This window comes from Cellulomonas fimi, from assembly GCF_028583725.1.
GTDB classification, from domain to species: domain Bacteria; phylum Actinomycetota; class Actinomycetes; order Actinomycetales; family Cellulomonadaceae; genus Cellulomonas; species Cellulomonas fimi_B.
The window spans coordinates 3781512-3807161 of the sequence record NZ_CP110680.1 but is presented as its reverse complement, the minus strand read 5'-3'; the positions used below and the strand labels follow the sequence as shown (position 1 = coordinate 3807161).

Genomic DNA, 25650 nt, shown 5'->3' with positions numbered 1-25650 from the left:
GTCACGGTAACCCCGGCTCCGCGCGGGCGCGGGCGGGGAGCGGGTGAGGCCGGGCCGACCTCAGCCGTGCAGCCGTGCCGCGAGGTCCGCGAGGGCGTCGACGGCGGCCTGCGGGTCGTCGACGCGGAACCGGGCGACCGTGTCGCCGGCCCCGACCTTGACGGTCACGTCGCCGTCGCCGAGCGCGGCGAACGCGTGCTCGTCGGTGACGTCGTCGCCCGCGTACAGCACGACGGGGGCGCCGAGCTCGTCGCGGAGCGCCGTGAGCGCCTCGCCCTTGCTCGCGCGCAGCACGGAGATCTCGACGACGTCCTTGCCGTGCAGCACCCCCGACCCGAGCCGCTCGCCCAGCGCGACCGCCTCGGCCTCCGCCGGGTCGGCGACGTCGCGCTCGGCGAGGCGCGTGTGCACGACGACCGCCGTCGGCTTCGTCTCGACCCACACGCCGTCCCGCCCGCGCGCGACCTGCGCGGCCTCCGCGCCGAGCGCCCCGAGCCGGTCCGACTGCTCCTCGGTGAGCTGCACGACGTCGCGGTCGAGGCCGTACCGCGTGACGCGGGCGCGCTCGGCGCCGTGGCTGCCGATGAGATAGGTCCCCGCCGGGACCTCGGCGAGCGCGTGCAGGTCGTTCATCGCGCGGCCCGACACGAGCGCCAGGGCGACGCCGTCGGCGTCCGCGAGCCGGGTGAGGGCCTCGACGCCGTCGGGCAGGATGCGCGAGCGCTGCGGGTCGTCCTGGAGCGGTGCGAGCGTGCCGTCGAAGTCGAGCGCGACGAGCAGCGGCCGCGACGACGGGTCGGCGGCGAGGCCCGCGAGGACCTCGCGCAGGGCCGCGGCGTCCGCGGGGGCGTCAGACATGGTCCGTCCGGGCGGGGATCGCCGTCAGCACCGCGAGGAACTCCTTCGACCAGGCGGTCACGTCGTGGCCGAGCACGCGGCGACGCAGGCGGCGCATGCGCTTGCGCGCCTCCCGCTGGTCCATGTGCACGGCGTACGTGATCGCGTCCTTCATGCCGTCGATGTCGTGCGGGTTCACGAGCACCGCACCCTGCAGCTCGTCGGCCGCGCCCGTGAACTCCGACAGGACGAGCGCGCCGCGGTCGTCGGACCGGGCCGCGACGTACTCCTTCGCGACGAGGTTCATGCCGTCGCGCAGCGCGGTCACGAGCATGACGTCGGCCGCGAGATACAGGGCCGCCATCTCCTCCATCGGGAACGACTGGTGCAGGTACTGCACGGGTGCGTGCCCGACCTGGCCGAAGTCGCCGTTGATCCGCCCGACGAGCAGCTCGACCTCGTCGCGGAGCTGCTGGTACGCGCCGACGTTCTCCCGGCTCGGGCTCGCGACCTGCACGAGCGTCGTCGTGCTGGGCGACAGGCGGCCGTCCTCCAGGAGCTCGCCGTACGCCTTGATGCGGTGCCGGATGCCCTTGGTGTAGTCGAGCCGGTCCACGCCGAGGAGCAGCACCTCGGGGTCGCCCAGCTCGTGCCGGATCTGCTTCGCGCGCATCTGCACGTCGTGGCTGCGCGCGAGGTCGTCGAACGCGTGCGAGTCGATCGAGATCGGGAACGCGGCCGCCCGGACGTGCCGGTCGACCCGGCCGTGCTTCATGAGCGTGACGACCTGGCCGCGCGTCGTGAGGTCCGTGAGGCGCCGCACGATCCGCACGAAGTTCGCGGCGTCCCCGGCCCGCTGGAAGCCCACGAGGTCCGCGCCGAGCAGGCCCTCGACGACCTGCCGCCGCCAGGGCAGCTGCGCGAAGATCTCGAGCGGCGGGAACGGGATGTGGTGGAAGTAGCCGATCCGCAGGTCGGGCCGCAGCTCGCGCAGCATCTTCGGGACGAGCTGCAGCTGGTAGTCGTGCACCCAGACCGTCGCGCCCTTCGACGCGTGCCGCGCGGCGGCCTCCGCGAACCGCTTGTTCACCCGCTGGTAGGCGTCCCACCACTGCCGGTGGAACGTCGGCGGCGCGATGACGTCGTGGTACAGCGGCCAGAGGGTGTCGTTGGCGAACCCCTCGTAGTACCGCTCGACGTCGGACGCGCTGAGCGTGACCGGCACGAGCTGCGTGCCGTCCACCGCGAACGGTTCGAGCTCCAGGTCGGGGGAGCCGCCCCACCCGATCCACGCGCCGTCCGCGCCGGCCATCACGGGCGCCAGCGCGGTCACCAGGCCGCCGGGCGAGCGGGTCCAGGTCGGCTCACCGTCGTCGCCCAGGGCGACGTCCACGGGAAGACGGTTCGCGACGACGAGCAGGTCGTAGCCGGCGTCGGGCACGTCGGAAGGCAACGAGATCAACTCCTCGGGGTCTGCGTCGACCCTAGCCGTCCGGCCTGGTGAGCGCCCCTGGTCACGGGTGGACGCGACGCGCGTCACACGTCACCCGCGCGTTGGGGGACGGCCGTCCGCGTCCCGGGCTAGCGTGCGGGCATGGAGCGGATCGGTCTGACGCCGGGGTCGGACATCGGGGGGTACCGCATCGTCGCGCCGCTCGGCTCGGGCGGCATGGGGACCGTGTACCGGGCCGTCGACGGCGGCGGCACGGCCGTCGCGCTCAAGCTGCTGCACCCCCAGCTCGGGTCCGACGCGGTCGCCCGTGACCGGCTGCGTCGCGAGGTCCGGGCGCTGCAGAAGCTGCGCCACCCCGGCGTCGCCGCGATCCTCGACGCCGAGGCGGACTCGACCGAGGCGTTCCTCGTCACCGAGCTCGTCGACGGCGACACGCTCGAGGACCACGTGCGCGAACGCGGCCCGCTCGCGGGGCAGGACCTGCTCGACCTCGCCGAGGGGCTGCGGTCCGCGCTCGCGGCCGTGCACGGCGCGGGCGTCGTGCACCGTGACCTCAAGCCCGCGAACGTCCTCGTCACCGACGACGGACCCGTGCTCATCGACTTCGGCATCGCGCAGGCCGCGGGCGACGCCCCGCTGACGTCCGACGGCCTCGTCATCGGCACGCCGGGCTACCTCGCGCCCGAGCTGCTCGACGGCGACGAGCCCACGGCGTCGAGCGACTACTGGGGATGGGCGGCCGTCCTGGCCTACGCGGCGACCGGGCGCGCCCCGTTCGGGACCCGGCCCCTGGAGGTCGTCCTCTCCCGCGCGCGTGCCGGTGACGCCGACCTCGACGGCCTCGGCACGCTCACCGCGACCGCGCTGCGCGGTGCCCTCGTCGCCGATCCCGACGCGCGGACCGACCCGGAGGACGTGGTCGCCGCGCTCACCGTCGTCGCGACCGACGGGGACGTCGTCGACGAGGACGACACCGCCACGACCGTCGTCCACCCGGAGGACCTCGCCGCGACCACGCGCGTCGACCCCGCCGACGGCACCGACACGACGCACGTCGACCCGGCCGACTCCAGCGGCACCGTGCTCCTCACGAAGGCCGGCGCACGGCCCACCGGCGCGGCGGTCGCCGCCGGCACGGCCACGCTCGTCGCCCACGACGGCAGGACGCGCACGTTCGAGCCCGGCACCGACGACGACCTCGACGACGGCGAGGACGACGGCTGGGACGGCTGGTCCGGCGACGAGGACGCCGACGGGTGGTCGCAGGACGACGACGACCCCGACGGCGTCGACTGGATCCAGGACGACCTCGACGCGTCCGAGCAGCCGGGGCCCGAGGGTTCCGGGTACGTGCGCCCGCCCACCGAGCGGCGCTGGGGCACGCTGCTCGCCGCCGCCCTGCTCGTCGGGGTCGCCGGCACGCTGTTCCCGGGCGTCACGCTCGTCGTCGTCGGTGTCCTGCTCCTCGTCGCGCGCACCTTCGGCACCGCGGTCGAGGCCATGCACCACCGCCGCGAGCGGTTCGGCGTGCGCCGCTCCGACATCCCCGTCACCGTCGCCGCCGGGCCGTGGCACCTCCTGCGGGCCACCGCCGGGCTCGTGCCGTCGCTCGTCGTCGGCGGCAGCGTCGCGGTCGTCGTCGTCGGGGTGCTCTGGTGGCTGCTCGACTCCGGGCGCTGGACGATCGACGGGTCGTCGTCCGGGCAGCCGGTGCAGGGTCTGACCGCGTCGCTCGTCGTCGGCGCGCTCGTGCTGCTGGCCGTGCTCGTCGTCTGGTGGGGGCCCCTGTCGGCCATGACCCGGGTCGGCGCCCGCCGGACCCTCGCGGTGGTCGCCCCCGGACGGCTCGGCGCGTTCATCACGGTCGTGGTGCTGCTCGCGGCGGCCGCGGTCCTCGTCGCGCTGCTGCTCGACGGCCGCGCGATCTCGTGGTGGCCGCTCCCGACGCCGACCATGCCCTGACCGGCGTCGCCGGGCACGAGCGGGGCACGAACCGTTCCGACCCGGCCCGGCCGCACAGGTCGTGGCCCTACGCTGGGCCGCATGCGTGCACGACGAGCCCCGCTCGCGGACTCGCGCGCGCTCGTCGCCGTCGCCGCGCTCGCCGCGCTGCTCGGCCTCGCGGTCGCCGCGTCCGGGCGGGTGCTGCTGCACCAGTGCGTCACCGCCGTCGGCGTCGGCCCCTGGGGGGTACGGCTCGCGCTGCTGAGCGACGTCTCCGACTGCCCCGACGGCACCTACGCGTTCGGCCCCGCGGCCGGCGGCGCGGTGCTGCTGCTCAGCGTCGCCGTCCCCGTCGTCGTCACGCACCTGGCTCTCGCGGCGGGCGGGCTCGGCGCGTCGGTCGTCGTCGCGCGCGCGGCCGGCGGCGTCGCGCGGCTCCTGCGCCGGTGGGCCGTCCGTCTCGACGACGTGTCCGTCGCGCTGCCCGTCGTCGCCGCGACGCCCGTCGACCACGTCGCCCCCGTCCTGCGGGACCGCCTGCTCGTCACCGTCCTCCCGGTCCGGGGTCCGCCGGTCGTCGCCTGACCGACCCGCCCGACCCCCTCTTCCCAGGACCAGGAGTACCCATGCCCACGAACGAACCCCGCCCGACCAAGGCGGTCCGACGCGACGAGGCGCGCGCCAAGGCCGCCGCGATGCGCGCCGAGCAGGAGCGCAAGGCCAAGCGGAACCGGATGCTCGCGATCGGCGGCCTCGTCCTCGCCGTCCTCGCGCTCGGCGCCGTCGTGTTCTTCATCGTCAACCAGTCGCGCGAGCGCGCCGAGGCCTACGGCACGGTCACCTACGGCCGCGGCGAGGAGGGGCTCGTCGCGCCCGCGCTCGCGGACGTCGAGGCTCCCGCGACCGCGAACGACGAGGGCGCGATCCCCGTGAGCACCGCGGGCGTCGGCGAGCAGGGCGACGACGACACCGTGCTGTCGATCTACTTCGACTTCATGTGCCCGGTCTGCGGCCAGTTCGAGCAGACCAACGGCGAGGACGTGCAGGCCCTCACCGAGACGGACGGCGTGACCGTCGCGTTCCACCCGCTCGCGTTCCTCGACCACTTCTCGCAGGGCACGTTCTACTCGACGCGCGCCGCGAACGCGTACGCCGTGGTCGCGGACGAGTCGCCGGAGCACCTGATCGACTTCATGTCCGCGCTGTACGCCGAGGACACCCAGCCCGCCGAGGGCAGCTCGGGCCTGTCCGACGCCGAGATCGCCGACATCGCCGAGGGCGTCGGGGTTCCCGCCGACGTGACCGGCAAGTTCACGTCGACGGTCACCGGCACCTACGAGGTCGAGGCCGACGGCGAGACCACCGAGAAGGACGGCGAGTGGCGCACCTTCGCACCGTGGGTCAAGGCCGCGTACGCGTCCGCGTCGGCGCAGTTCCCCGACCTCGGCACGCCGTACATCCTCATCGACGGCGTGAAGTGGGATGGCAACTGGCAGCAGCCGGGCGCCCTGCGCGCCGCCGTGGAGCAGGCCGCCGCCGCCAAGGGCTGACGCCCGCCCCGCACCGCCGCACCGACGGGCGGGCCGGACCCTGCGAGGGGTCCCGGTCCGCCCGTCGGCGCGTCCGGAGCCGCGAGGGGCACCGGTACGCTGTCCCCGCCCGCCTCCTTAGCTCAGTCGGCCAGAGCACCTGTCTTGTAAACAGGGGGTCGTCGGTTCGAATCCGACAGGGGGCTCCATGTGCGTCAGGTGGGAGTCCGCCCCTCGCGCTGTCCGACAACCTGTAACAGGAACCCGCATCTTCCAGGTTGTGCGGGTTGCTGCGCGCCCGTGCACGGGGGCGCGCCCAGCCTCGCCTCACCGCGCGGGCCTCGACGGTCCGCACCAGAATCGGACGGGTCCGCAAGCCCCGGTGCCGGTGCGCGCGTCCTGCTCCGCCGGCCCGCGGAGAGGAGACCGTCGTGACCTACCGCATCGGCTACTTCGTCGGGAGCCTGTCGAGCAGCTCGATCAACCGCCGCCTCGCGCAGGCGCTGATCGCGCTCGCGCCCGACGAGCTGACGTTCACCGAGATCCCGATCGGTGACCTCCCGCTGTACAGCCCGGACCACGACGCGGACTACCCGGCGCCCGCGCGTGCGCTCAAGGAGGCGATCGAGTCGTCCGACGGGATCCTGTTCGTGTCGCCCGAGTACAACCGCAGCATCCCGGGTGCGCTCAAGAACGCGATCGACTGGGGGTCGCGGCCGTGGGGGACGAACTCGTTCGCGCGCAAGCCGACGGGGATCGTCGGGGCGTCGATCGGCGCGGTGGGCACCGCGGTCATGCAGTCGTCGATGCGGAGCGTGCTGAGCTTCCTCAACGCGCCCCAGCTCAACTCGCCCGAGGTGTACATCCAGGTCACGGACTCGACGTTCGGCGACGACGGGTCGGTCGCAGACGCGTCGCTCGAGCAGTTCCTGCGCCACTACATGGAGGAGTACTGCTCGTTCGTGCAGCGCGTGCTGTCGGTGACCGCCCCGGGGCACATCGGCGACCCGGACCAGTGACCGGCGGCTCGGCGGGCGGCCGTCAGTCGGTCGGCGCGGGGCCCGTGCTGGCGCGGACGACGAGCTCGACGGGCAGCTCGGTGCGGGTCGGCTCGACGGGCTCGCCGGCGCGGGACCGCTCGATCGCGGCGAGCAGCGTGCGCGCGGCGGTGCGGCCCTTGGTCTCGAGGTCCTGACGGAGCGTGGTCAGCGCGGGGCGGACGCGCGCGGCGAGCGGGCTGTCGTCCCAGCCGACGACGGACAGGTCCTCGGGCACGCGCAGCCCCAGCTCGGCGGCGACGTCGAGGACGGCGGTCGCCATGAGGTCGGAGAAGCAGAGGACGGCGGTCGGGCGGTCGGGGCCGGTGAGGAGAGCGCGCGCGCCCTCGTGCGCGTACGGGTCGACGTTGTCGACGATCTCGTAGGCGGTGGGCACGACGCCCGCGGCGTCGAGCGCCTCGACCGCACCGGCGACGCGCGTGCGGGAGACGTAGTCGTGGCCGGCGGTGCGGCCGTCGGCGAGGTGGCCGTGGCGCTCGCGGCCGCCCATGGTGAAGAACGCGATGCGCCGGTGACCGAGCGCGAGGACGTGCTCGGCGGCCTGCCGGCTGCCCGCGCGGTCGTCGAGCACGATCGACGGGTGCCCCGGGATGGGGTCGAGGTCGACGAAGACCAGCGGCAGCTTGCGGCGCACGAGCCAGTCGAGCGCGGCGGAGTCGCCGCCGCACGCGTACACGAGCGCGCCGTCGAGGGGGATGTCGCGGGCCGCCTTCTCGCCGGGCAGGAGGGCGACGGCGTAGCCGGTGGGCTGGAGCTCCTCGGCGATGGCGCCGAAGAACGACGCGGCGATGGGGTCGCGCAGCGCGTCGCCGACCCACGCGGTGAGCAGCAGGCCGATGGCGCCGGTGGTACCGCGGGCGAGGGCGCGCGCGGACGGGTCGGGGCCGACGTAGCCGAGCTCGGCGGCGGCGTCGAGGATGGTCCGCCGCAGGTCGGCGGAGAGCTGGTCGGGCCGCGAGAACGCGTTGGACACGGTCATGCGGCTGACGCCGACCTTGTCGGCGATGGTCTGGAGGGTCACCCGGGGCACGACGCCACCCTGTTCCGCGGCATGCGGGACAGGGTAGGTCGTGCCGCCGGGCACCGGGGAGCGCCGCCCGAGGGATGTCGCCTCCGGGCCGGTCCCGGGCGTGGCGAGCGGGGCGGGTGTCGTGGTCATCGCGCGGGGTGGCCGACCTCGAACGTGCAGGCCGGCTGCACGGCGTCGGCGACGCGGTGCAGGCCCCGGGCGAGGGCGCGACGGGTGCGCGGGACGCGAGGGCGGTGCGGCTGCGGCTCGCGGGCGGGGCGCTCCTCGGCGACGGGGGCCCACGGGCGGGCGCTGTGCGACTCGAGGACGGACGCGTCACGGGCGAGCAGCAGGCCGATCGACTGGTCGAGCACGGGTCCTTCTCCCTTCCGATCTGTACCGCTACAGACCGCTATACCGGTACAGTAAGACCGGTTGACTGTACCGGTCAAGCCCCATCGGAAGATTGCCCCTGACCAGGGGGAACGGCCCTGACTAGGCGGGACCCGTCTCCGCGAGCAGCCGCAGCGCCGCGCTGACCCGCGGGTTGCGGCTCGGGTCGGTGTCGATGCCGAGCGTCGCGTAGAGCGCGTTCACGTGGTTCTGCACCGACTTCTCGGTGATCCCCAGACGCGCGCCGATGCCCGCGTTCGACAGCCCCTCGGCCAGCAGGCGCAGCACCTCGTACTGCCGGTCGGTCAGGCGGGACACCGCCGACCCCGCGCGCGGTGCCATGCGTGCGAGCAGGGCCGGGTCGAGGACCGTCTCGCCGACCGCGGCCGCGCGGACCGCCGAGACGAGCACCTCCTCGCTCGTCGACGACGTCTTCGACAGGTAGCCCCATCCCGCGGCCACGTCGGGCGGGAGGTCGAGCAGGAGGTCCATCGCGTCGTGCGCCGACAGCAGCAGCACCCCGAGCCCGGGCTGCCGGCGGCGGAGCGTCACGCCCAGCGCGATCCCGTTGCCGTCGGGGAGGTCGACGTCGAGCACCACCACGTCCACCGCGCCCGGCGGGAGCAGGCGCGTCGCCTCCGTCACCGAGCCCGTCGCGACCACGACGTGCAGTCCGTCGGTGTCGTCGAGCATCCGCTCGAGCATCGAGCGGAAGAGCGGCTGGTCCTCGACCACGGCGACGCGCACCGGGCCGGTCACGGCAGTGTTCATCGGGGCAAGTATCGTCGTCGCCGCGCCGCGCGTCAGTCACCCGGAGCGTCCGACGTGACCGACACCACGCGCACGAGCACCCGTCCGGTGCACCCGCACGGCCCGCAGGGACGACCGATGCCCACCACCCGCACCACCGCCGCCGACGACGACTCGGCCGCCCTCGTCGCCCGGCGTGCCCGCGACCTGCGCAACGACCGCGTCGGGCTCCTGCGTGCCAGCGGGATCGTCGCGAGCGGCTACGCGATCGGCGCCGCCCTCCAGACGACGTACATCTACAGCCGGGTCGTCACCGAGTGGGACGCCGTGAGCGTCTGGAGCCGGCTCGGCGCGAACTTCGCGGCGGTCGTCGGGCTCGTCGCGGTGCTCGCCGTCGTCAACGCGCACCGCGCCACGCGCCTGTGGCACATGGCGGTGTCGCTGCTGTTCGCGGCGACCGCGTGCGCGGTCCTGCGCGTCGGCGCCCAGCACCTGCTCGGGGTCTACGCCGACCCGAGCCGCGAGGTCGTCGAGGCCGAGCTCGTGTCGGGGCTCGTCATCGGGGTCATCTCCGGGTCGATCGGGATGTGGGGGCTCGTCGCCCGGCGCCGCCTGCGGGCGCAGATCCGGTCCGCCGAGCGGGAGGCCGTGCTCGTCGAGAACGCCGTGCGCGCGCTCGAGCAGGAGGAGATCCGCGTGCGCCGCGAGGTCGCGGAGGGCCTGCACGGGACGCTCCAGAACAAGCTCGTGCTCGTCGAGGCCCGCCTCGACCAGATCGTCACGCACGCCGCCCAGGGTCCCCTCGACGAGGGCGACCTCGACGACCTGCGCTGGATCGCGGGTGAGCTCGCGCAGGCGCGCGCGGCGGACGTCCGCGAGATGAGCCGCCTGCTGTACCCCGACCGGCTCGAGCTCGGGCTCGTGCCCGCCGTGCGCGCGCTGCTCGGCCGGCTGCCCGCGAGCATCGCGACCCGCCTCGAGGTCACCGACGCGGCCCGCGCGTACGACGACCCCGCGAACCCGCGGCTCACCGTGCCCGAGCGCCTGCTGGCCGTCCGGGTCGTCGAGGAGGGTGTGACGAACTCGCTCAAGCACGGTCCCGCGACGTCGATCGTCGCGCAGGTCGACGTGCAGGACGGCGTGCTCGTCGTCGCCGTCGAGAACGACGGCGCGCTGTACGACGAGGAGACGGCGGGCGTCGCGTCCGGCACCGCCCGCATGCGGCAGCGGCTCACGTTCGTCGGCGGCTCCGTCGAGCTGCACCCCGGCGCGGGGCGGGGGGCGCGGCTCGTCGCGCGCATCCCGCTCGGCACGAACGGCCACAAGGTGTCACCCGTTCGGCCGTAGGCGCAGGTCACATCGCCCCCGTCCGCTTCATGGACGGTCGTCCAGGATCGTGCGGATCCGCTCCGGGTGAAAGAAAACGACGTTCCCGGCGGCCCGGGTGCTGGCACCCAGGCCGGGCCGACGGCGGTCGATCGGACGTTCGTAGCGTCTGCGACGGCGCTCCGCCACCGGAGCCCGAGCGGATCGACGACACGCCGACCCGCGTCGTCACGATCCAGGAGTCACCATGGCGAAGTTCTCGACCCGCAAGGGCCTGGCCGTCGGCCTGGCCGTCCTCGGCGTCGCCGGCCTGTCCCTCGCGTCCGCGTCGCAGCTCAACCTGACCTCGAACGGCACCGCCGCGACGGGCACCGTGAGCGTCGACGCGACCTGCCAGAAGGCCGCGACGGGCGCCGTCACCGCCAAGTACAAGACGCCCACGCTCGGCACGACGGGCTACGCGCCGTCCGAGGTGCAGTTCGGCAACATCGACGCCGACTGCCAGGGCAAGACGATCCGCGTCGCGTGGAAGACCGCGTCCGGCTCGTACACCGAGCTCACCCCCAAGACGCTCACCGCGCCGCACACCACGGCCACGGTCGTCGCCTTCGCCCTCCCGGCCGGCGTCGACTACAACACGATCTCCTCGTTCGCGGTCAGCATCGACGGCTGACGCCGATGACCAGCGACGTCACGACGGCACCCGGTGCGCGCCCCGCGCGCCGGGTGCTGCGTGCCGTCGCCTCGGTCCTCCTCTACGCGGCCGCCGCGGTCGCCGCGTGGCTGCTGTGGCCGACCAACCTCGGCGGCTGCACGACGCTGACGATCGTCTCCGGGCACTCGATGGAGCCCACCTACGAGACCGGCGACCTCGTCGTCTCGCGCTGCGGTACGCCGCAGGTCGGCGACGTCGTGGTCTACCGTCCCGAGCAGCTCGACGGCGGCCGGATCATCCACCGCCTCGTCGGGGGCGACGGGGAGAACGGCTGGGTCGTCCAGGGCGACAACAACGACTGGACCGACCCGTTCGCACCGACGGACGACGAGGTCCTCGGCGTCGCGCAGCTGCACGTCGCCAAGGTCGGGCTGGTCGGGCGGTTCGTCGCGTCGCCGTGGGTGTTCGGGTCGTGCCTGCTGATCGCGGGCGCGCTGCTCGTCTGGCCGTCGTCGCGCGACGAGAACCGCGAGCCCCACGCGAGTGACGCGCGGGCCGCGGAGGCCGGCGCTGGACCCGACCCCGACGTCCACCCCGCCGCCTCCGCCGAGCCCCACGCCGTCGACGACGACGGCACCCGGCGCCCCGCGCTCACCCCCGCCGGCGGCTGACGCCGTGCACCGGAGCCTGCTGCACCCGCGCACCGCCGGCCTGGTCGTGACGGTGCTGGTCCTCGTCGTCGCCGTCCTCGCCACGGGCGTCGCCAGCGCGGCGCGGCTGTCGCTCACGACGCCGGGTCAGCCGTACGGCACCGCGGTCCAGCGCTGCGCGACCGGGCCCGCGGCCGTCGCGGCGAGCGGGACGCCCGTCGGCGGCCAGTACACGCAGGTGACCGTGAGCGGGCTCGGCGGTACGTGCACGACGGGGCGCGTCATCCTCGCGACGAGCGCGGGCACCGTGCTGCTGGACGCGACGGGCACGCTCGCCGCCGGCACGTTCACGGCGACGACGACCACGCCGTTCTCCGCGCCGACCGCCACGACCGCGCGCGTCTTCGTCGCCGGGGACGGCTGGCCCGTCTCGGCCACGTGGACCCCGCCCGCCGCGTCCGGTCCCGTCTACCCGGGCCCCGACGGGTCCGCGTTCGACACGACCGTCACGTGGGACCTCACCAACGCCACGAGCGGGCAGCAGGCGTGCTTCACGATCCGCGTCACGACGCGGTCGACGACGCCGATCGTCTGGTCCGCCTGGATCGACACGACGCAAGCACCCTTCAACGGCGCACGCACGGGCTACTCGCTCCAGGGTGACGAGTCGTGGAAGTACCAGCTCGGCGCACCGACGACGGCGGGGCTGATCAAGATCTCCGGGCGCACCGACGTCTGGCAGCCGTACGACACGGTCGTCGTGGGCCAGGTCCGCACGGTGACGGTCTGCAACTTCTCCCTGCCCGGCGCCGTCGTGACCCCGTCGGCCTACACCGTGTCCTTCGCCCAGGGCACCTGGACCGACCGCGAGGCGTGCGTCGTCACGACCGTCACCGGCAACGGCACGTCGCCGTTCTACGTGGCCTGGCAGACGCCCGTCGACATGACCGCGGCCGTCGCGCGCCTGCGGTCCGCGGGCGGCTCGCCCGACGCGTGGCGGTACGGCGGCGAGGAGTGGCGGATCGACCGGACGGTCGTGCCGTCGCTGGCCGGTCCCTACGTCTTCCAGACGACGTCGCGGACCGCGTCGAACATCGTCGGGACGCAGTCCTTCGCGTTCTCCACCTGCGTCGTCGACCGCTGACCGCGGCTACTCGACGGGCGCGAGGACCGGCCGCTTCGGCCGGCGCAGGTCGCCCGACGAGCGGCCGCGCAGGCGACGGGTGGCCCACGGGTAGACGTGCTCGCGGAACCACTGCGCGTCGCCGCGCAGCTGCTCGATCCGCGGCGTCGGCGGCAGCGGGGCGAGGGGGTCGTCCCAGCGGGGCTCGTCGGGCGGCAGGCCGAGGCCCACGAGCGCGGCCTGCGCGACGCGCGCGTGACCGTCGGACGTGAGGTGGATGCGGTCGTCGGCCCACATGCGCCAGTCGCGCAGGCTGCGCATGCCCCACAGGTCCAGCACGTGCGCGTCGTGCCGGCGGGCGATCGACCAGATGTGCGCGTTGTAGACGGCGACGCGCGAGCGGGTCGCGCGCACGAGCGGGCTGTCGACCGCGTCGACCCCCGTGCCGAGCAGCACGTCGACCCCTGACTCGCGCAGCCGGACGACCGCCTGCTCGAGGAGTCGCGCGAGCCGGTCGACGTCGGCGGCGGGTCGCAGGATGTCGTTGCCGCCGCCGACGAGGCTCACGAGGTCGGGCTTCATGGCCAGGGCGGCCGGGACCTGCTCGACGAGGATCGGCCGCAGGAGCCGCCCGCGGATCGCGAGGTTGGCGTACTCCAGCGGGGACCCGCCCGCCGCGGTGCGGCGCTGCGAGAGGCGTGCGGCGAGCACGTCCGCCCAGCCGCGCTGCGCGGCGTCCGGGCCGTCGGGGGAGTCCCAGAGGCCCTCGGTGAACGAGTCGCCGATGGCGACGTAGCGGGACCAGCGGGGTGCGGTGTCGGCGGGGGTGGTCACGGCCCCCATTCTGGCGCTCCGCGCCGACGTCGCCCGACGCATCCTTTTTCACCCGGGAACTCGGACGGTTGTCCAGATTTCTGGGACCACCGTCCCACTGGAACTGAAATTTCTCTTGTGACCATGGAGGCGTCCCCAACACAGGGGCCCGCACGACCCGCTCGGCACCGACGGGCGGGGGACGGGCCCGGAGGTCCACCATGAGCACGCAGCACATCACCACCCCGACCACCCAGACCGACCGTCAGGACCGACGCCGCAAGGCCGTCGCGATCGGCCTCGTGGGCCTCGGCATCGCCGGGCTCGCCACGGCCTCGGCGTCGATGCTCGACGTCGACGCGACGGACGGCGTCGCCTCGGGCAGCGCCACGACGGTGACCGGTCTCACCGGCGCGAGCGCCTCGCTCACGACCGTCCGTGCCGAGGACGGGGCCGCCGCGCCCACGGACGGCGCCGTCCCCGTCGACCTCACGATCGCCCTCGACGTGGGCACGGCGGACGTCACCGGCTGGGAGGGCACGGTCTACGTGGAGCGCGCCGCCGGCGACCTGTCCTTCACGTTCACCCCCGCGACGGCCGCCGGACCGACCGGGCAGGTCCTCGCGGGCACCGGCCTCACGAGCCATGACGAGCTCACCGACGTGACCGTGATCCTCGAGGCCCCCGCGTCGGCCTGAGACGCCGACCGTCCGACCGACCGACCGGAGGAGCACCCATGATCACGACCACGCCGTCCACGGCCGCGACCGCCGCGGCCCCGCGGCCCCGCGCCCGGTGGCGGCGGGTCGTGGCGTGGGTCCCCGCCGCCCTCGTCGTCACCGCCACGGTCCTGCTGTGGCCGACGGCGTGGGGCGGCGCCACGACCGTCGTCGTCGTCTCGGGGCGCTCGATGGAGCCCACGTACGCCACGGGTGACCTCGTCGTCGCGCGGGCCGGCACCGCCGCGGTGGGCGACGTCATCGTCTACCGGCCCGACGGCGTCGACGCGTACGTCGTGCACCGCATCGTCGGCGGCGACGCCGCGACCGGCTGGACGACGCGCGGCGACAACAACGGCTGGGACGACGTCTGGCACCCCACCGCGGAGGACGTCGCCGGCGTGGTCCGGTGGCACGTCGGCGGTGTCGGTGCGGTGACGCCCGTGCTCGCCTCACCCCTGACGTGGCTCGCGCTCGGCGTGATCGTCGCCGGGTGGTGGCTCTGGCCCGCCCGTGACCCGGCCGGGCGTGACCCGCACCACCACACCCCCGAGGAGGCACCCCGTGCGCCGGCTCCGTGACGCGCGACCGACGCGCGGCCTCCGTGCCGCGGTCGCGGCACTGCTCGTCGTCCTCGTCGGGGGCGTGACGACCGCGTCCGCCTCCCGGCTGTCCGTCGGTGCGACCGACGGCGTCGCGTCGGGCACCGCCCCCGTGGCGCCGCCCTGCGACGACACCGTGACGACCCGCCTCGTGTACGAGGTGGCCGGCGGTGTCGACACCGACCGCATCGACGGCCTCGAGGTCGGCGACGTCGACGCGGTCGCCTGCGCCGGCCGCACGGTGTCCGCGACCGCGCACGACGCGTCCGGCGCGCTCCTGCTCGCCGCGACCGCGCCGCTGCCCGCCGGGCACTCGTCGGTCCTCCTCGGCGGACTGCCTCCCGTCCTCGCGACCTCCGTGCACACCGTGGTGGTGACCCTGTCATGAGACCCCAGCGCACCCGAGTCCCCGGGCCGACGGGCCCTGCCGTGCCCCGCCGCCGCCCGTCGGCACCCACCACCGACCTCCGCGCACGCGCGCGCCGGCGTCGGGCCGGGACGGCCGCGCTCGCCGTGCTCGCGACGCTCGTCGTGGGCGCGGCACTGCCGCACGCGAGCGCGTCGCGGCTCGACGTCCACGCCGAGCGGTCCGCGATCGTCGCGCGCAGCGCGTGCACGACGACGGAGGTCGACGTCGTCCCGACCTCGACCTCCGCGCCCACCGCCGTCACGCTCGACGGTCTCACCGCGATCGACGCGGCCGCGTGCGCGGGCGCCCCCGTGAGCGTGACGCTGTTCGGCGCCGCCGGCGTGCTCGGCACCGCCGAGGGCACTCTCGCCACGGTCGACCAGTCCTACGCGCTGACCGGTGCTCCGGCTCCGTCCGACGTGACGCGCGTGCGCGTGCTCGTCGGCGGGTTCGCCATCCCGGCGGCGTGGCGCGTGCCCGGACCCGCGCCGGACTCGTGCTGGGTCGTGGACGCGAACGGTGCCCCCGTCGCCCGACCGTGCACCGTCACCGGCTACGGCGACCCGAGCTTCTGGCAGGAGGGCGGGTACTGGAAGGCGTACTGGAAGGTGCTGTTCTCGGCCCCGGGCATCACGCCGACCGAGCACGTCGAGTTCGCGTTCACCGTCCCGGACCGCGCGGTGCCCGCGACCGGCTGGTCGTGGCAGGACGCCGTGATCACGTCGGCGAACAACGTCGCGGTCGTGCACTCGCGCTGCGCGGAGCTGCCCGTGGTCCGGGGCATGCTCCCCGCGAACCGCGGGGAGACGCCCGAGGTCCAGGTCTTCCTCACGACGGCACCCGGCACGCCGGTCATCTGCCGGCCGTGACCCGGCTCAGGGCAGCCGCCAGTCCACCGGCGGCGCGCCCTGGGCCTCCAGGAGGCGGTTGACCGTCGAGAACGGGCGCGACCCGAAGAACCCGCGCGAGGCCGACAGCGGCGACGGGTGCACCGACTCGACGCGCGGCACGGACCCCAGCGCGGGTCGCAGCGACTGCGCGTCGCGCCCCCACAGGACCGCGACGAGCGGGCCGCCGCGCTCGACGAGCGCCGCGATCGCGCGGTCGGTCACCGCCTCCCAGCCCTTGCCGCGGTGGGAGGCGGGCGCGCCGGGGCGCACGGTCAGGACCCTGTTGAGCAGCATGACGCCCTGGTCCGCCCACGGCGAGAGGTCGCCCGACGTGGGGCGCGGCACGCCGAGGTCGTCGACGAGCTCCTTGAAGATGTTGTCGAGCGAGCGCGGCAGCGGCCGCACGTCCGCCTGGACGGAGAACGACAGGCCCATCGGGTGCCCGGGCGTGGGGTAGGGGTCCTGCCCCACGACCAGGACGCGGACGTCCGCGAGCGGCCGCGCGAACGCACGCAGGACGGCGTCGCCCGCGGGCAGGTAGCCGTGCCCGGCGGCGACCTCCTCGCGCAGGAACTGGCCCGCCGCGCGGAGGTGCGGCTCCACCGGCGCGAGCGCGTGCGCCCAGTCCGGGGCGACGAGCGACGTGAGGGGAGCCGGGTTCACGCGGGCGAGGGTACCCGGTCGGCGTCCGGCGGGGTGGCGGCCGGTGAGGCGGAATGACACCGGTGTGGTTCGGACCTACGATGGCCGCTGACCGACCCGCCCCGCACCACCGAGGAGGCCGTATGGACACCGCGACCGCGCTCCCGATCGGCACCGTCGACGCTGGGCCGGACGGGCGAACCTCCGGGCTGAGCGAGCGCGACGAGCAGATCCTCGCGTTCGAGCGCCAGTGGTGGAAGTACGCCGGCGCCAAGGAGCAGGCGGTCCGCGAGCTGTTCGACATGTCCGCCACGCGGTACTACCAGGTGCTCAACGCCCTCATCGACGAGCCCGCGGCCCTCGCGCACGACCCCATGCTCGTCAAGCGCCTGCGGCGCCTGCGGCAGTCCCGCCAGCGGGCCCGTACCGCGCGTCGCCTCGCGACCGACGCCTGAGCCCCAGGTCCAGCGGATAGCCTGCGGCCGTGAGCAAGGCCGACTACCCCTACCCGGACGACGAGTTCGACGCCCCGGCGGACCCCGACGCGCCCCGCGGCGTCCACCGGGCACCGCGCACGGCCTGGAGCCGGTGGTGGCCGTTCCTCGCGGTCCTCGTCCTCGCCCCCGTCCTCGCCTACGGCGCCGTGACCGCCTGGGGCCTCATCAACAGCGCCGACGACACCCCGGGCAGCTCGACGGTCGACGACGGGACGACGGACGGCGGCACGACCGACGGGACCGAGGAGACGCCGGCCGAGGGGACGGAGGAGACGCCTGTCGAGACCGAGGAGCCGCCCGCCGTGGAGCCGGTCCTCAGCACGCCCGTCCAGGTGCTCAACGCGTCGGGGGTCAGCGGGGTCGCCGCCCGGCAGCAGGCCAAGCTCCAGGAGGCCGGCTTCACCGCCGCCACGACGGGCAACTCCGACGGCGAGGGCGTGACCGACTCGACCGTGTTCTACGCGAGCGAGGACCTGCGCTCCACCGCCGACCTCGTCGCCCAGACGCTCGGCCTCACCGCCGTCACGCTCTCCCCGGAGCAGGCGGGTGACGGCATCGTCGTCGTCCTGCGCACCGACCCCGACGCCTGACCGGCACCGACGCCCCTGGTCACCTCCGAGATGACCCTGGTCGTGGCGTGCCCGTGACCACTAGGCTCACGCGCACCGGGGGCCGGCGGAGCCCGCGGCGCACCGATCGTCGAGGAGTTCGCATGGCCCAGGGCACCGTGAAGTGGTTCAACGCGGAGAAGGGGTACGGCTTCATCACCCCGACCGGCGGAGGTCAGGACCTCTTCGTGCATTTCAGCGCCATCCAGGTCGACGGCTACCGGACCCTCGAGGAGGGCCAGCAGGTCGACTTCGAGGTCGGTCAGGGCACGAAGGGCCCGCAGGCCGAGCAGGTTCGTCCCGTCTGACCTGACGCCCCCGGCGTCGTCTCCCCGGCCCTCCAGCTCCGGACGTCCACGTCGGACGCATCGGCGAGGGCCGCGCACCCCCCGTGGTGCGCGGCCCTCGCGCGTTCGTGGTCAGCGGGGGAGCGGCGCGGTGTGCGGCGTCGTGGTCGACGCGGCGGCGTCGAGCGCGTCGAGTGCCAGGAGCACGCACGCGGCGCTCCACGCGAGCGGCGCGACCGCGGCCGGCGACCCGTCGCCGAGCACCTTCTCGGGGATCGAGCCGGCCGTCGTGCGGTGCGCGTCGAGGAAGTCGAGCCACCCGTGCGCGAGCCCCGGCTCGCCGTTCTCCGCGGCGACCCACGCGTACAGCGACGTCTGCGGGGTCCACGAGACGCCGTCGTCCCGCCACCCCGCGCCCGGCGCCAGCCCGCTCGCGGGGCGACGCATCGTCGGGACCGACGCGAGCCACGCGTCGTGCGCGCCCGGCGCCGGCATCCGCAGGAACGGGGTCAGCAGGAACGCCGTCGCCGCGTCCGCGTGCCCGCCCGCCGCGTACCGGGCGTACCCCGAGCCGCCGAACTCGCGGATCGTCGCCACCTGGGTGCGGGTCGCGGCGCGGGCGGCGGCGTCGGCGAGGGCGACGTCGCCCGTGAGCCGGAGGAGCCCGTCGGCCTGCTGGAGCCCCGCGACGAGCGGCACGACCGTGCCCAGCGTCAGCGCGCGCTCCGGCACCTCCCAGTAGTCCGGCGACGCGGGCGGCAGGCCCGTGCGCGCGACGAGCGCGGTCGCGTGCTGCGTCGAGCGGACGACCAGCGGGCGCAGCCGGTGCGCCGCCGCCGCGCGCTGCTCCGGGTCGTCGAGCTCCGCGACGACGAGGCCCGCCGCCCACAGCGCCCAGCCCGTCCCGTCCGTCTGCACGCCGCGGTCGTCGGGCGGGCCCGACCCGTCCGGCAGGTAGCGCGCCTGGAACGAGCCGTCGGCGGCCTGCACGTCGTCGAGGAACGCCAGCACGTCGAGCGCGTCCGCGGTGTGACCCGTGCGCGCGAGCGCGACGGACACGAACGCGGCGTCGCGCGGCCACACGTACCGCCACCGCTCCGACCAGCCCGCGACCGCCGCGCCGTTCGGCAGCAGCAGGGTGTGCAGGTCGAGCAGCGCCGCGCGCGCCATGGGCTCGTACGGCCCGCCCGCGCCCGGGACCGTGCCGGCGTCGAGCCACTGGCGCTGCTCCTGGGCGACCGCGGCGGCACCCGTTTCGCCCCGGGACGTCAGGGTCGCCGCCGACGACGCGCCGACCGCCTGCGCGAGCGTCGCCGCCGCGGGGTCGAGCACGCGCGAGCCCGCGAGGAACGTCGGGTCGGTGCCGCTGCGGACCTCGGTGCGCGTGCCGTCGGGCAGCAGCGTGACTGTCTCCTGGTACAGCGGGATCTGCGCCCACGCCGTCGGTGGGCCGACGACTGCGGCGGCCGGTGCGGTGCGCGGTCCCGAGCGGCCGTCCGGCGGGAGGTGCGCGGCGAGGACGGCCAGTGCGACGAGGCTCCCGACGGTCGCGGTGGCGGCGCGGACGAGCGGCGTCCGGGTGCGCACCGGGCGCGGTCGCGGGCTCGCAGCCCGAGGCGCGGCGGGGCGGGGTGCGGCCGGGTCGGGCGACGTCCGGGCGGGACGGCCGGCCGGGCGGACGGGGTCCGTCGTCGCTCGCGCCGACGGCACGGTGACGGCGTCGACGACGTCGTCGACCACCCCGGTGTGACCTGGCACACGCGCACGATAGACCGGCGTCCGCACGCGTCCGGGCGGTTCGGCGGGTGAGTCCGTGCTCAGGTCGGTCAGGCGTCCAGGACGCGAGCGGGCCCCGCGCACGCGTGGCCGGGGCGCGGTGGTCGGTCCCGGGGTGTCCGCCGGGCGCGTCGCGGGGTCGTCCCTGGGCGAACGCGCCTTGCACTCGCAGGGGTCGAGTGCTAACCATTGACTTAGCACTCTCGGGTCGAGAGTGACAGAAGCATCGGCCGCCCGGTGAGGTGCGTCGCGTCGCGGGACAGGACCGCGCGCGGCGCGTCGTCCGTCGCGGGCACCCAGCGGCCACCACGGAAACCGAGCGAAGGATCACAGCCCCATGGCCAAGATCATTGCCTTCAACGAGGAGGCCCGCCGCGGCATCGAGCGGGGTCTCAACACCCTCGCCGACACCGTCAAGGTCACCCTGGGCCCCAAGGGCCGCAACGTCGTCCTGGACAAGAAGTGGGGCGCCCCCACGATCACCAACGACGGTGTCTCCATCGCCAAGGAGATCGACCTCGAGGACCCGTTCGAGAAGATCGGCGCGGAGCTCGTCAAGGAGGTCGCGAAGAAGACCGACGACGTCGCCGGTGACGGCACGACGACGGCGACCGTCCTCGCCCAGGCGCTCGTCCGCGAGGGCCTGCGCAACGTGGCCGCGGGTGCGAACCCGATCGCGCTGAAGAAGGGCATCGAGAAGGCCGTCGAGGCCGTCACGACGCAGCTCCTCGCGCAGGCCAAGGAGGTCGAGACCAAGGAGGAGATCGCCGCCACGGCCGCCATCTCCGCCGGTGACACCGCGATCGGCGAGCTCATCGCCGAGGCCCTCGACAAGGTGGGCAAGGAGGGTGTCATCACGGTCGAGGAGTCGTCCGCGCTGGGCCTCGAGCTCGAGCTCACCGAGGGCATGCGCTTCGACAAGGGCTTCCTGTCCGCGTACTTCGTGACCGACCCCGAGCGTCAGGAGGCCGTCCTCGAGGACGCGTTCGTCCTGCTCGTCGAGTCGAAGATCTCGAACGTCAAGGACCTGCTGCCGCTGCTGGAGAAGGTCATCCAGGCCGGCAAGCCGCTGTTCATCGTCGCCGAGGACATCGAGGGTGAGGCCTTGGCCACGCTCGTCGTGAACAAGCTCAAGGGCACGTTCAAGTCCATCGCCGTCAAGGCGCCGGGCTTCGGCGACCGCCGCAAGGCCATGCTGCAGGACATCGCCATCCTCACCGGTGGCCAGGTCGTCTCCGAGACCGTCGGCCTCAAGCTCGACACGGTCGGCCTCGAGGTCCTCGGCACGGCGCGCAAGGTCGTCGTCACCAAGGACGAGACCACGATCGTCGAGGGTGCCGGCGACGCCGCGCAGATCGCCGGTCGCGTCTCGCAGATCCGCGCCGAGATCGAGAACTCGGACTCGGACTACGACCGCGAGAAGCTCCAGGAGCGCCTCGCCAAGCTCGCCGGCGGCGTCGCCGTCATCAAGGCGGGCGCGGCCACCGAGGTCGAGCTCAAGGAGCGCAAGCACCGCATCGAGGACGCCGTCCGCAACGCGAAGGCGGCCGTGGAGGAGGGCATCGTCGCCGGTGGTGGCGTGGCCCTCATCCAGGCCGGCGCGCTCGCGTTCGAGAAGCTGGACCTCGAGGGTGACGAGCTCACCGGTGCCCTGATCGTGAAGTCCGCGATCGAGGCCCCGCTCAAGCAGATCGCCGTCAACGCCGGTCTCGAGGGCGGCGTCGTGGCCGAGAAGGTCCGCAACCTCCCGACGGGTCACGGCCTCAACGCCGCGACCAACACGTACGAGGACCTGCTGGCCGCCGGCGTCAACGACCCGGTCAAGGTCACGCGCTCCGCGCTGCAGAACGCGTCGTCCATCGCGGCGCTCTTCCTCACCACCGAGGCCGTCGTGGCCGACAAGCCCGAGAAGGCCCCGGCCCTCCCGGCCGGCGGTGGCGACGACTTCGGCGGCGGCTTCTGACGCCGACGTGAGTCACGCGGCCTGACGGCCGCACCCTGCTCGGCACGAGGGGCCGGTCACCTGCGGGTGACCGGCCCCTCGCGCGTCGCCGTCGGCGCAGGTCACCCGTCCCGGATGACGTGCGGCGACGTGCGCCCGGCCTACCGTGCCCGCACCGGGACGGGTGGCGGTGGCGTCGAGGGAGGACGGGGATGACGCACGAGGGGACCGCGCCCGCCCCGGCACGTCCGGGGCACGTCCGCGAGGTCCTGACCGTCGTCGTCCTCGCGGTCACCGCAGTCCTCACCGCGTGGAGCGTCTTCGAGGCGAGCCAGTGGGGCGGCGAGATGTCGATCGCGTTCTCGAAGGCGTCGTCCGCGCGCATCGAGGCGAGCCGGCACGAGTCGCAGGCGGACGCGGCCCGCGGGTACGACCTGCAGACGTTCGCCGTCTGGGTGCAGGCGGTGGCGGAGGGCGACGAGCCCCTCGCGGCGTTCGTCCGGCAACGCTTCAGCCCGCACTTCGGCCCGGCCGTCGACGAGTGGCTCGCGACGCAGCCCCTGCAGGACCCGTCCGCGCCCGCGAGCCCGTTCGTGATGCCGTCGTACGAGCCGCCGGGCACGGCCGAGGCGGCGGCCGCCGACGCGCGCGCCGAGGACATGTTCGCGCGCGGGCTGGTCCTCGACGAGCGCAGCGACCGGTACACCTTCCTCACCGTCCTCTTCGCGCTCGTGCTGTTCTTCGCGTCGCTGTCGACGCGCGGGCGCACGGAACGGGTGCGCTGGGTGCTGCTCGGGGTCGCGGTCGTGATGGTCGTCGCGGGCATCGGGTTCCTGCTCGCCTTCCCGAAGATCGTGTGAGCGGCGGTTACGCTCCGGCCTGTGCACGAGACGACGGTGACCGTCGAGGGACGGTTCGACCACCACCACCCGGCCGAGCGGGGGACCGTCGTGCTGACGGTCGGCTTCGAGGGCCCCGACCGCGAGCGCGTCGTCGAGCGCACCCTGCGCGAGCACGCCCGGCTGGCCGACGAGGCGAAGCGGCTCACCGACCCGGCTGCACCCGCGGTGACGTGGTGGTCGTCGGACCGCATCCGCGTGTGGGCCGACCGGCCGTGGAACAAGGACGGCAAGCAGCTGCCGCTCGTGCACCACGCCGCCGTGCGGCTCGACGTGAAGTTCCGGGACCTCGCGCGGCTGGCCGCGTGGGTCGAGGACGTCGCCGCGCGCGACGGCGTGAGCGTCGGCGGGATCGAGTGGGCGCTCACCGAGGTGACACGGACCCGGCTGACGGCCGACGCGCGCACACGCGCCGTGCAGGACGCGGTCGCCGCGGCGACGACCTACGCCCACGCCCTCGGGCTCGCGGACGTCCGCCCGCTCGCGGTCGCCGACCCCGGGATGCTCGGCGACCAGTCCCGACCCACGACCGACCCGGGTGCCGCGCAGATGTCCCGCGCCGCCGCCGCGGCCGGACCCGCGGGCGGCCTCGACCTCAAGCCGGAGGACATCACGATCACCGCCCGGGTGCACGCGCGCTTCGCCGCCTCCTGACGGGGTGGTCCCGGCGGGCGCCGCCGCGTGACGGTCGGGTGACGCGGGGTTGACGCGGTGCCGCGAGTCTCGGATCGCGGGAACGCCAGCGCGACCAAGGAGCACCCATGACCATCACCCCGACGTACCCGGGCGTCTACATCACGGAGGTCCCGAGCGGGAACCGCACGATCACCGGGGTCGCGACGGCGGTCACGGCCTTCGTGGGCGTCGCGCCGCGCGGCCCGGTCGACGAGCCCGTGCCGATCGCGAGCTTCTCCGACTTCGAGCGCCTGTTCGGCGGCCTCTCGCGCGGGCGCGGGCTCGGCTACGCGGTGCGCGACTTCTACCTCAACGGCGGCGGGCCCGCGCTCGTCGTGCGGGTGGCGGCGGCCGACGCGGCCGTGGCGACGTTCGCGCTCGACGACCTGGACCTCGTCGCGTCCGGCCCGGGCGCGTGGGCGAACACGCTGCAGGTCGTCGTGTCGTCGCCCGCGTCGACGGCCGAGGCCGACGACATCGCGGCCGGTCAGGGCGGCGACGTCACCGGAGCGGACCTGTTCACGCTCGCGGTGCACGACGGCGACCCCGCGCAGACCGACCCGCTCGAGGTGTACCTCAACGTGACGGTGGTCGACGGGCCGCGGCAGGTCGACCGGGTCCTGGACTCGTCGCTGCTGCTGGCGGTCGACGGGACGCTCCCGACGACGCGGCCCGCGGACGGCACGTACGTCGTGGGCACGGCGGGCGCGGACGGCGGCGCGGTCGACTCGGACGACTACGTCGGCACCGGGTTCCAGACGGCGAAGCGCGGGCTGTACGCGCTGGAGCTGGCCGACCTCGTCAACATCGTCGTGCTGCCCCCGCCGACGCCCGGCGGGGACCTGCCGGACGACGTGTGGGCGCCGGCGCTCGCCTACGCGGTGGAACGTCGGGCCTTCCTCGTCGTCGACCCGCCGGGTGCGCTGACCACGGGCGACGCCCCCGGGTTCGCGGCGTCGGTCGGCCTGACCGGGACCGCGACCCGCAACGCCGCGTTCTACTTCCCGCGCGTGCGGCACGCGGACCCGCTGCGCAACGGCGCGATCGACACGTTCGCACCGGGCGGCGCGCTCGCGGGCGTGATGGCCCGGACCGACGGCTCGCGCGGCGTGTGGAAGGCGCCCGCGGGGCTCGAGGCGGGGCTGACCGGGGTCGTCGACCTCGCGGTCAACCTGACCAACGACGAGAACGGCACGCTGAACCGGGTCGGCGTCAACGCGCTGCGCGCGTTCCGCGAGGCCGGCTCGGTCGTGTGGGGCGCGCGCACCGTGCGCGGCGCGGACGCGCTCGCCGACGACTACAAGTACGTGCCGGTCCGGCGGCTCGCGCTGTTCCTCGAGGAGAGCCTGTACCGCGGCACGCAGTGGGTCGTGTTCGAGCCGAACGACGAGCCGCTGTGGTCGCAGATCCGGCTGTCCGTCGGGGCGTTCCTCCAGGACCTGTTCCGCAAGGGCGCGTTCCAGGGCTCGACGCCGCGCGACGCGTACTTCGTCAAGTGCGACGCGGAGACCACGACGCAGTACGACATCGACCGGGGCATCGTGAACATCCAGGTCGGCTTCGCTCCGCTCAAGCCCGCGGAGTTCGTGCTCATCTCCATCCAGCAGAAGACCGCCGCGGCTGCGGTGTAGGAGGCGACCCCGTGGCTGAGTTCACCGTCAACGCCGGCCGGTTCGACCCGTACAAGAACTTCAAGTTCCGGGTGAAGTGGGACGGCAAGTACGTCGCGGGCGTGTCGAAGGTCGGCGCGCTCAAGAAGACCACCGAGGTGGTCAAGCACCGGCACGGCGGGGACCCGTCGAGCTCGCGCAAGTCGCCCGGGCGCACCGAGTTCGAGGCGATCACCCTCGAGCGCGGCGTCACGCACGACGTCGAGTTCGAGCAGTGGGCCAACAAGGTGTGGAACTTCGGCTCCGGCCTCGGCGCGGAGGTGTCGCTCAAGGACTTCCGCAAGGACGTCATCATCGAGCTCTACAACGAGGCCGGGCAGCTCGCGATCTCCTACCGCGTGTTCCGGTGCTGGGTGTCGGAGTTCCAGGCGCTGCCCGACCTCGACGCGAACGCGAACGCGGTCGCCATCCAGACGCTCAAGCTCGAGAACGAGGGCTGGGAACGGGACTACGCGGTGACCGAGCCGACCGAGCCGTCCTTCGTCGAGCCGTGA

28 protein-coding genes and 1 tRNA gene are annotated in these 25650 nt (G+C 74.5%); 21 read left to right on the top strand and 8 right to left on the bottom strand.

Annotated features, from left to right (window positions below; all coding sequences use genetic code 11):
- Positions 1–60: 60 nt before the first annotated feature.
- Positions 61–858 carry a trehalose-phosphatase gene (otsB, locus tag OOT42_RS17140; RefSeq protein WP_273652360.1) on the bottom strand — a complete coding sequence of 266 codons (798 nt, stop codon included), beginning with the start codon at positions 856–858 and terminating at the stop codon, positions 61–63.
- Entirely contained in the window at positions 851–2278 is a 1428-nt protein-coding gene (locus tag OOT42_RS17135; RefSeq protein ID WP_273652359.1) for an alpha,alpha-trehalose-phosphate synthase (UDP-forming), read from the bottom strand. The genes otsB and OOT42_RS17135 overlap by 8 nt, the downstream gene beginning before the upstream one ends.
- A gap of 153 nt (positions 2279–2431) precedes the next feature.
- Between OOT42_RS17135 and OOT42_RS17130 the strand changes: the two genes are divergently transcribed.
- From OOT42_RS17130 to OOT42_RS17110, 5 genes are all read left to right on the top strand, one after another.
- Positions 2432–4252 carry a serine/threonine-protein kinase gene (locus OOT42_RS17130; RefSeq protein WP_273652358.1) on the top strand — a complete coding sequence of 607 codons (1821 nt, stop codon included), beginning with the start codon at positions 2432–2434 and terminating at the stop codon, positions 4250–4252.
- A gap of 81 nt (positions 4253–4333) precedes the next feature.
- Positions 4334–4819 carry a hypothetical protein gene (locus OOT42_RS17125; RefSeq protein ID WP_273652357.1) on the top strand — a complete coding sequence of 162 codons (486 nt, stop codon included), beginning with the start codon at positions 4334–4336 and terminating at the stop codon, positions 4817–4819.
- A 41-nt stretch (positions 4820–4860) separates the two neighbouring features.
- The gene (locus OOT42_RS17120; protein WP_273652356.1) at positions 4861–5784 is read left to right on the top strand and encodes a DsbA family protein; all 924 of its coding nucleotides are present in this window, start codon (positions 4861–4863) and stop codon (positions 5782–5784) included.
- A 111-nt stretch (positions 5785–5895) separates the two neighbouring features.
- Positions 5896–5972: transfer RNA gene (locus OOT42_RS17115), tRNA-Thr, on the top strand.
- Positions 5973–6194: 222 nt separating this feature from the next.
- Positions 6195–6782 (top strand): NADPH-dependent FMN reductase, encoded by a 588-nt coding sequence (locus OOT42_RS17110; RefSeq protein WP_273652355.1) that lies wholly within the window; start codon positions 6195–6197, stop codon positions 6780–6782.
- A gap of 22 nt (positions 6783–6804) precedes the next feature.
- On the opposite strand, the gene OOT42_RS17105 is transcribed toward OOT42_RS17110, so the two are convergent.
- The 3 genes from OOT42_RS17105 to OOT42_RS17095 form a co-directional block, all read right to left on the bottom strand.
- On the bottom strand, positions 6805–7851 hold the full coding sequence (locus tag OOT42_RS17105) for a LacI family DNA-binding transcriptional regulator (protein ID WP_273652354.1): 1047 nt from the start codon (positions 7849–7851) through the stop codon (positions 6805–6807).
- Between the two features lie 125 nt (positions 7852–7976).
- Complete coding sequence (locus OOT42_RS17100) at positions 7977–8204, bottom strand: hypothetical protein (protein WP_273652353.1); 228 nt, start codon at positions 8202–8204, stop codon at positions 7977–7979.
- Positions 8205–8325: 121 nt separating this feature from the next.
- Positions 8326–8994 (bottom strand): response regulator transcription factor, encoded by a 669-nt coding sequence (locus OOT42_RS17095; RefSeq protein ID WP_273652352.1) that lies wholly within the window; start codon positions 8992–8994, stop codon positions 8326–8328.
- A gap of 117 nt (positions 8995–9111) precedes the next feature.
- On the opposite strand from OOT42_RS17095, the gene OOT42_RS17090 reads away from it, so the two are divergent.
- The 4 genes from OOT42_RS17090 (at position 9112) to OOT42_RS17075 (ending at position 12748) form a co-directional block, all read left to right on the top strand.
- The gene (locus OOT42_RS17090; RefSeq protein WP_273652351.1) at positions 9112–10320 is read left to right on the top strand and encodes a sensor histidine kinase; all 1209 of its coding nucleotides are present in this window, start codon (positions 9112–9114) and stop codon (positions 10318–10320) included.
- A 226-nt stretch (positions 10321–10546) separates the two neighbouring features.
- Positions 10547–10972, top strand: coding sequence for a hypothetical protein (locus OOT42_RS17085; RefSeq protein WP_273652350.1), 426 nt, complete (start codon positions 10547–10549; stop codon positions 10970–10972).
- A 5-nt stretch (positions 10973–10977) separates the two neighbouring features.
- Complete coding sequence (locus OOT42_RS17080; RefSeq protein WP_273652349.1) at positions 10978–11625, top strand: signal peptidase I; 648 nt, start codon at positions 10978–10980, stop codon at positions 11623–11625.
- A 4-nt stretch (positions 11626–11629) separates the two neighbouring features.
- Entirely contained in the window at positions 11630–12748 is a 1119-nt protein-coding gene (locus tag OOT42_RS17075; protein WP_273652348.1) for a hypothetical protein, read from the top strand.
- Between the two features lie 6 nt (positions 12749–12754).
- Here the strand turns inward: OOT42_RS17075 and OOT42_RS17070 are convergent, their stop codons facing one another.
- Positions 12755–13570, bottom strand: a complete 816-nt coding sequence (locus tag OOT42_RS17070; protein WP_273652347.1) for an SGNH/GDSL hydrolase family protein — start codon at positions 13568–13570, stop codon at positions 12755–12757.
- 191 nt (positions 13571–13761) lie between these two features.
- Here OOT42_RS17070 and OOT42_RS17065 point away from each other — a divergent pair, with 191 nt between their 5' ends.
- Genes OOT42_RS17065 through OOT42_RS17050 form a run of 4 tightly spaced genes read left to right on the top strand, consistent with a single transcriptional unit; the run spans position 13762 to position 16139 of the window.
- Positions 13762–14238, top strand: coding sequence for a hypothetical protein (locus OOT42_RS17065; protein ID WP_273652346.1), 477 nt, complete (start codon positions 13762–13764; stop codon positions 14236–14238).
- Positions 14239–14276: 38 nt separating this feature from the next.
- A complete protein-coding gene (locus tag OOT42_RS17060; protein WP_273652345.1) occupies positions 14277–14840 on the top strand; it encodes a signal peptidase I in 564 nt (187 codons plus the stop codon).
- The gene (locus OOT42_RS17055) at positions 14824–15249 is read left to right on the top strand and encodes a hypothetical protein (protein ID WP_273652344.1); all 426 of its coding nucleotides are present in this window, start codon (positions 14824–14826) and stop codon (positions 15247–15249) included. The genes OOT42_RS17060 and OOT42_RS17055 overlap by 17 nt, the downstream gene beginning before the upstream one ends.
- A gap of 41 nt (positions 15250–15290) precedes the next feature.
- Positions 15291–16139, top strand: a complete 849-nt coding sequence (locus OOT42_RS17050) for a hypothetical protein (protein ID WP_273652343.1) — start codon at positions 15291–15293, stop codon at positions 16137–16139.
- A 6-nt stretch (positions 16140–16145) separates the two neighbouring features.
- On the opposite strand, the gene OOT42_RS17045 is transcribed toward OOT42_RS17050, so the two are convergent.
- A complete protein-coding gene (locus tag OOT42_RS17045) occupies positions 16146–16823 on the bottom strand; it encodes a uracil-DNA glycosylase (RefSeq protein ID WP_273652342.1) in 678 nt (225 codons plus the stop codon).
- 122 nt (positions 16824–16945) lie between these two features.
- Here OOT42_RS17045 and OOT42_RS17040 point away from each other — a divergent pair, with 122 nt between their 5' ends.
- From OOT42_RS17040 to OOT42_RS17030, 3 genes are all read left to right on the top strand, one after another.
- Complete coding sequence (locus OOT42_RS17040; RefSeq protein WP_273652341.1) at positions 16946–17257, top strand: DUF3263 domain-containing protein; 312 nt, start codon at positions 16946–16948, stop codon at positions 17255–17257.
- 29 nt (positions 17258–17286) lie between these two features.
- The gene (locus tag OOT42_RS17035; protein WP_273652340.1) at positions 17287–17889 is read left to right on the top strand and encodes a LytR C-terminal domain-containing protein; all 603 of its coding nucleotides are present in this window, start codon (positions 17287–17289) and stop codon (positions 17887–17889) included.
- A 122-nt stretch (positions 17890–18011) separates the two neighbouring features.
- A complete protein-coding gene (locus OOT42_RS17030) occupies positions 18012–18215 on the top strand; it encodes a cold-shock protein (RefSeq protein ID WP_013769803.1) in 204 nt (67 codons plus the stop codon).
- Between the two features lie 111 nt (positions 18216–18326).
- Here OOT42_RS17030 and OOT42_RS17025 read toward each other — a convergent pair whose 3' ends face one another.
- Positions 18327–19952 (bottom strand): glycoside hydrolase family 15, encoded by a 1626-nt coding sequence (locus tag OOT42_RS17025; RefSeq protein WP_273652339.1) that lies wholly within the window; start codon positions 19950–19952, stop codon positions 18327–18329.
- Positions 19953–20307: 355 nt separating this feature from the next.
- Between OOT42_RS17025 and groL the strand changes: the two genes are divergently transcribed.
- The 5 genes from groL to OOT42_RS17000 all read left to right on the top strand — a co-directional run bounded on the left by groL (position 20308) and on the right by OOT42_RS17000 (position 25650).
- Positions 20308–21933 carry a chaperonin GroEL gene (groL, locus tag OOT42_RS17020; protein ID WP_273652338.1) on the top strand — a complete coding sequence of 542 codons (1626 nt, stop codon included), beginning with the start codon at positions 20308–20310 and terminating at the stop codon, positions 21931–21933.
- Between the two features lie 191 nt (positions 21934–22124).
- Positions 22125–22772, top strand: coding sequence for a hypothetical protein (locus tag OOT42_RS17015; protein ID WP_273652337.1), 648 nt, complete (start codon positions 22125–22127; stop codon positions 22770–22772).
- A 21-nt stretch (positions 22773–22793) separates the two neighbouring features.
- A complete protein-coding gene (locus tag OOT42_RS17010) occupies positions 22794–23465 on the top strand; it encodes an SIMPL domain-containing protein (protein WP_273652336.1) in 672 nt (223 codons plus the stop codon).
- 107 nt (positions 23466–23572) lie between these two features.
- Positions 23573–25117, top strand: a complete 1545-nt coding sequence (locus OOT42_RS17005) for a phage tail sheath family protein (RefSeq protein ID WP_273652335.1) — start codon at positions 23573–23575, stop codon at positions 25115–25117.
- An 11-nt stretch (positions 25118–25128) separates the two neighbouring features.
- Positions 25129–25650: a phage tail protein gene (locus OOT42_RS17000; RefSeq protein WP_273652334.1), complete on the top strand. Its 522-nt coding sequence runs from the start codon at positions 25129–25131 to the stop codon at positions 25648–25650.

Coding starts and splice junctions, on each gene's coding strand:
- OOT42_RS17060 (WP_273652345.1), top strand. CDS start 14,277: ATGATCACGACCACGCCGTCCACGGCCGCGACCGCCGCGGCCCCGCGG.
- OOT42_RS17070 (WP_273652347.1), bottom strand. CDS start 13,570: ATGGGGGCCGTGACCACCCCCGCCGACACCGCACCCCGCTGGTCCCGC.
- OOT42_RS17095 (WP_273652352.1), bottom strand. CDS start 8,994: ATGAACACTGCCGTGACCGGCCCGGTGCGCGTCGCCGTGGTCGAGGAC.
- OOT42_RS17130 (WP_273652358.1), top strand. CDS start 2,432: ATGGAGCGGATCGGTCTGACGCCGGGGTCGGACATCGGGGGGTACCGC.
- OOT42_RS17090 (WP_273652351.1), top strand. CDS start 9,112: ATGCCCACCACCCGCACCACCGCCGCCGACGACGACTCGGCCGCCCTC.
- OOT42_RS17040 (WP_273652341.1), top strand. CDS start 16,946: ATGGACACCGCGACCGCGCTCCCGATCGGCACCGTCGACGCTGGGCCG.
- OOT42_RS17125 (WP_273652357.1), top strand. CDS start 4,334: ATGCGTGCACGACGAGCCCCGCTCGCGGACTCGCGCGCGCTCGTCGCC.
- OOT42_RS17085 (WP_273652350.1), top strand. CDS start 10,547: ATGGCGAAGTTCTCGACCCGCAAGGGCCTGGCCGTCGGCCTGGCCGTC.
- OOT42_RS17015 (WP_273652337.1), top strand. CDS start 22,125: ATGACGCACGAGGGGACCGCGCCCGCCCCGGCACGTCCGGGGCACGTC.
- OOT42_RS17120 (WP_273652356.1), top strand. CDS start 4,861: ATGCCCACGAACGAACCCCGCCCGACCAAGGCGGTCCGACGCGACGAG.
- groL (WP_273652338.1), top strand. CDS start 20,308: ATGGCCAAGATCATTGCCTTCAACGAGGAGGCCCGCCGCGGCATCGAG.
- OOT42_RS17080 (WP_273652349.1), top strand. CDS start 10,978: ATGACCAGCGACGTCACGACGGCACCCGGTGCGCGCCCCGCGCGCCGG.
- OOT42_RS17005 (WP_273652335.1), top strand. CDS start 23,573: ATGACCATCACCCCGACGTACCCGGGCGTCTACATCACGGAGGTCCCG.
- OOT42_RS17065 (WP_273652346.1), top strand. CDS start 13,762: ATGAGCACGCAGCACATCACCACCCCGACCACCCAGACCGACCGTCAG.
- otsB (WP_273652360.1), bottom strand. CDS start 858: ATGTCTGACGCCCCCGCGGACGCCGCGGCCCTGCGCGAGGTCCTCGCG.
- OOT42_RS17030 (WP_013769803.1), top strand. CDS start 18,012: ATGGCCCAGGGCACCGTGAAGTGGTTCAACGCGGAGAAGGGGTACGGC.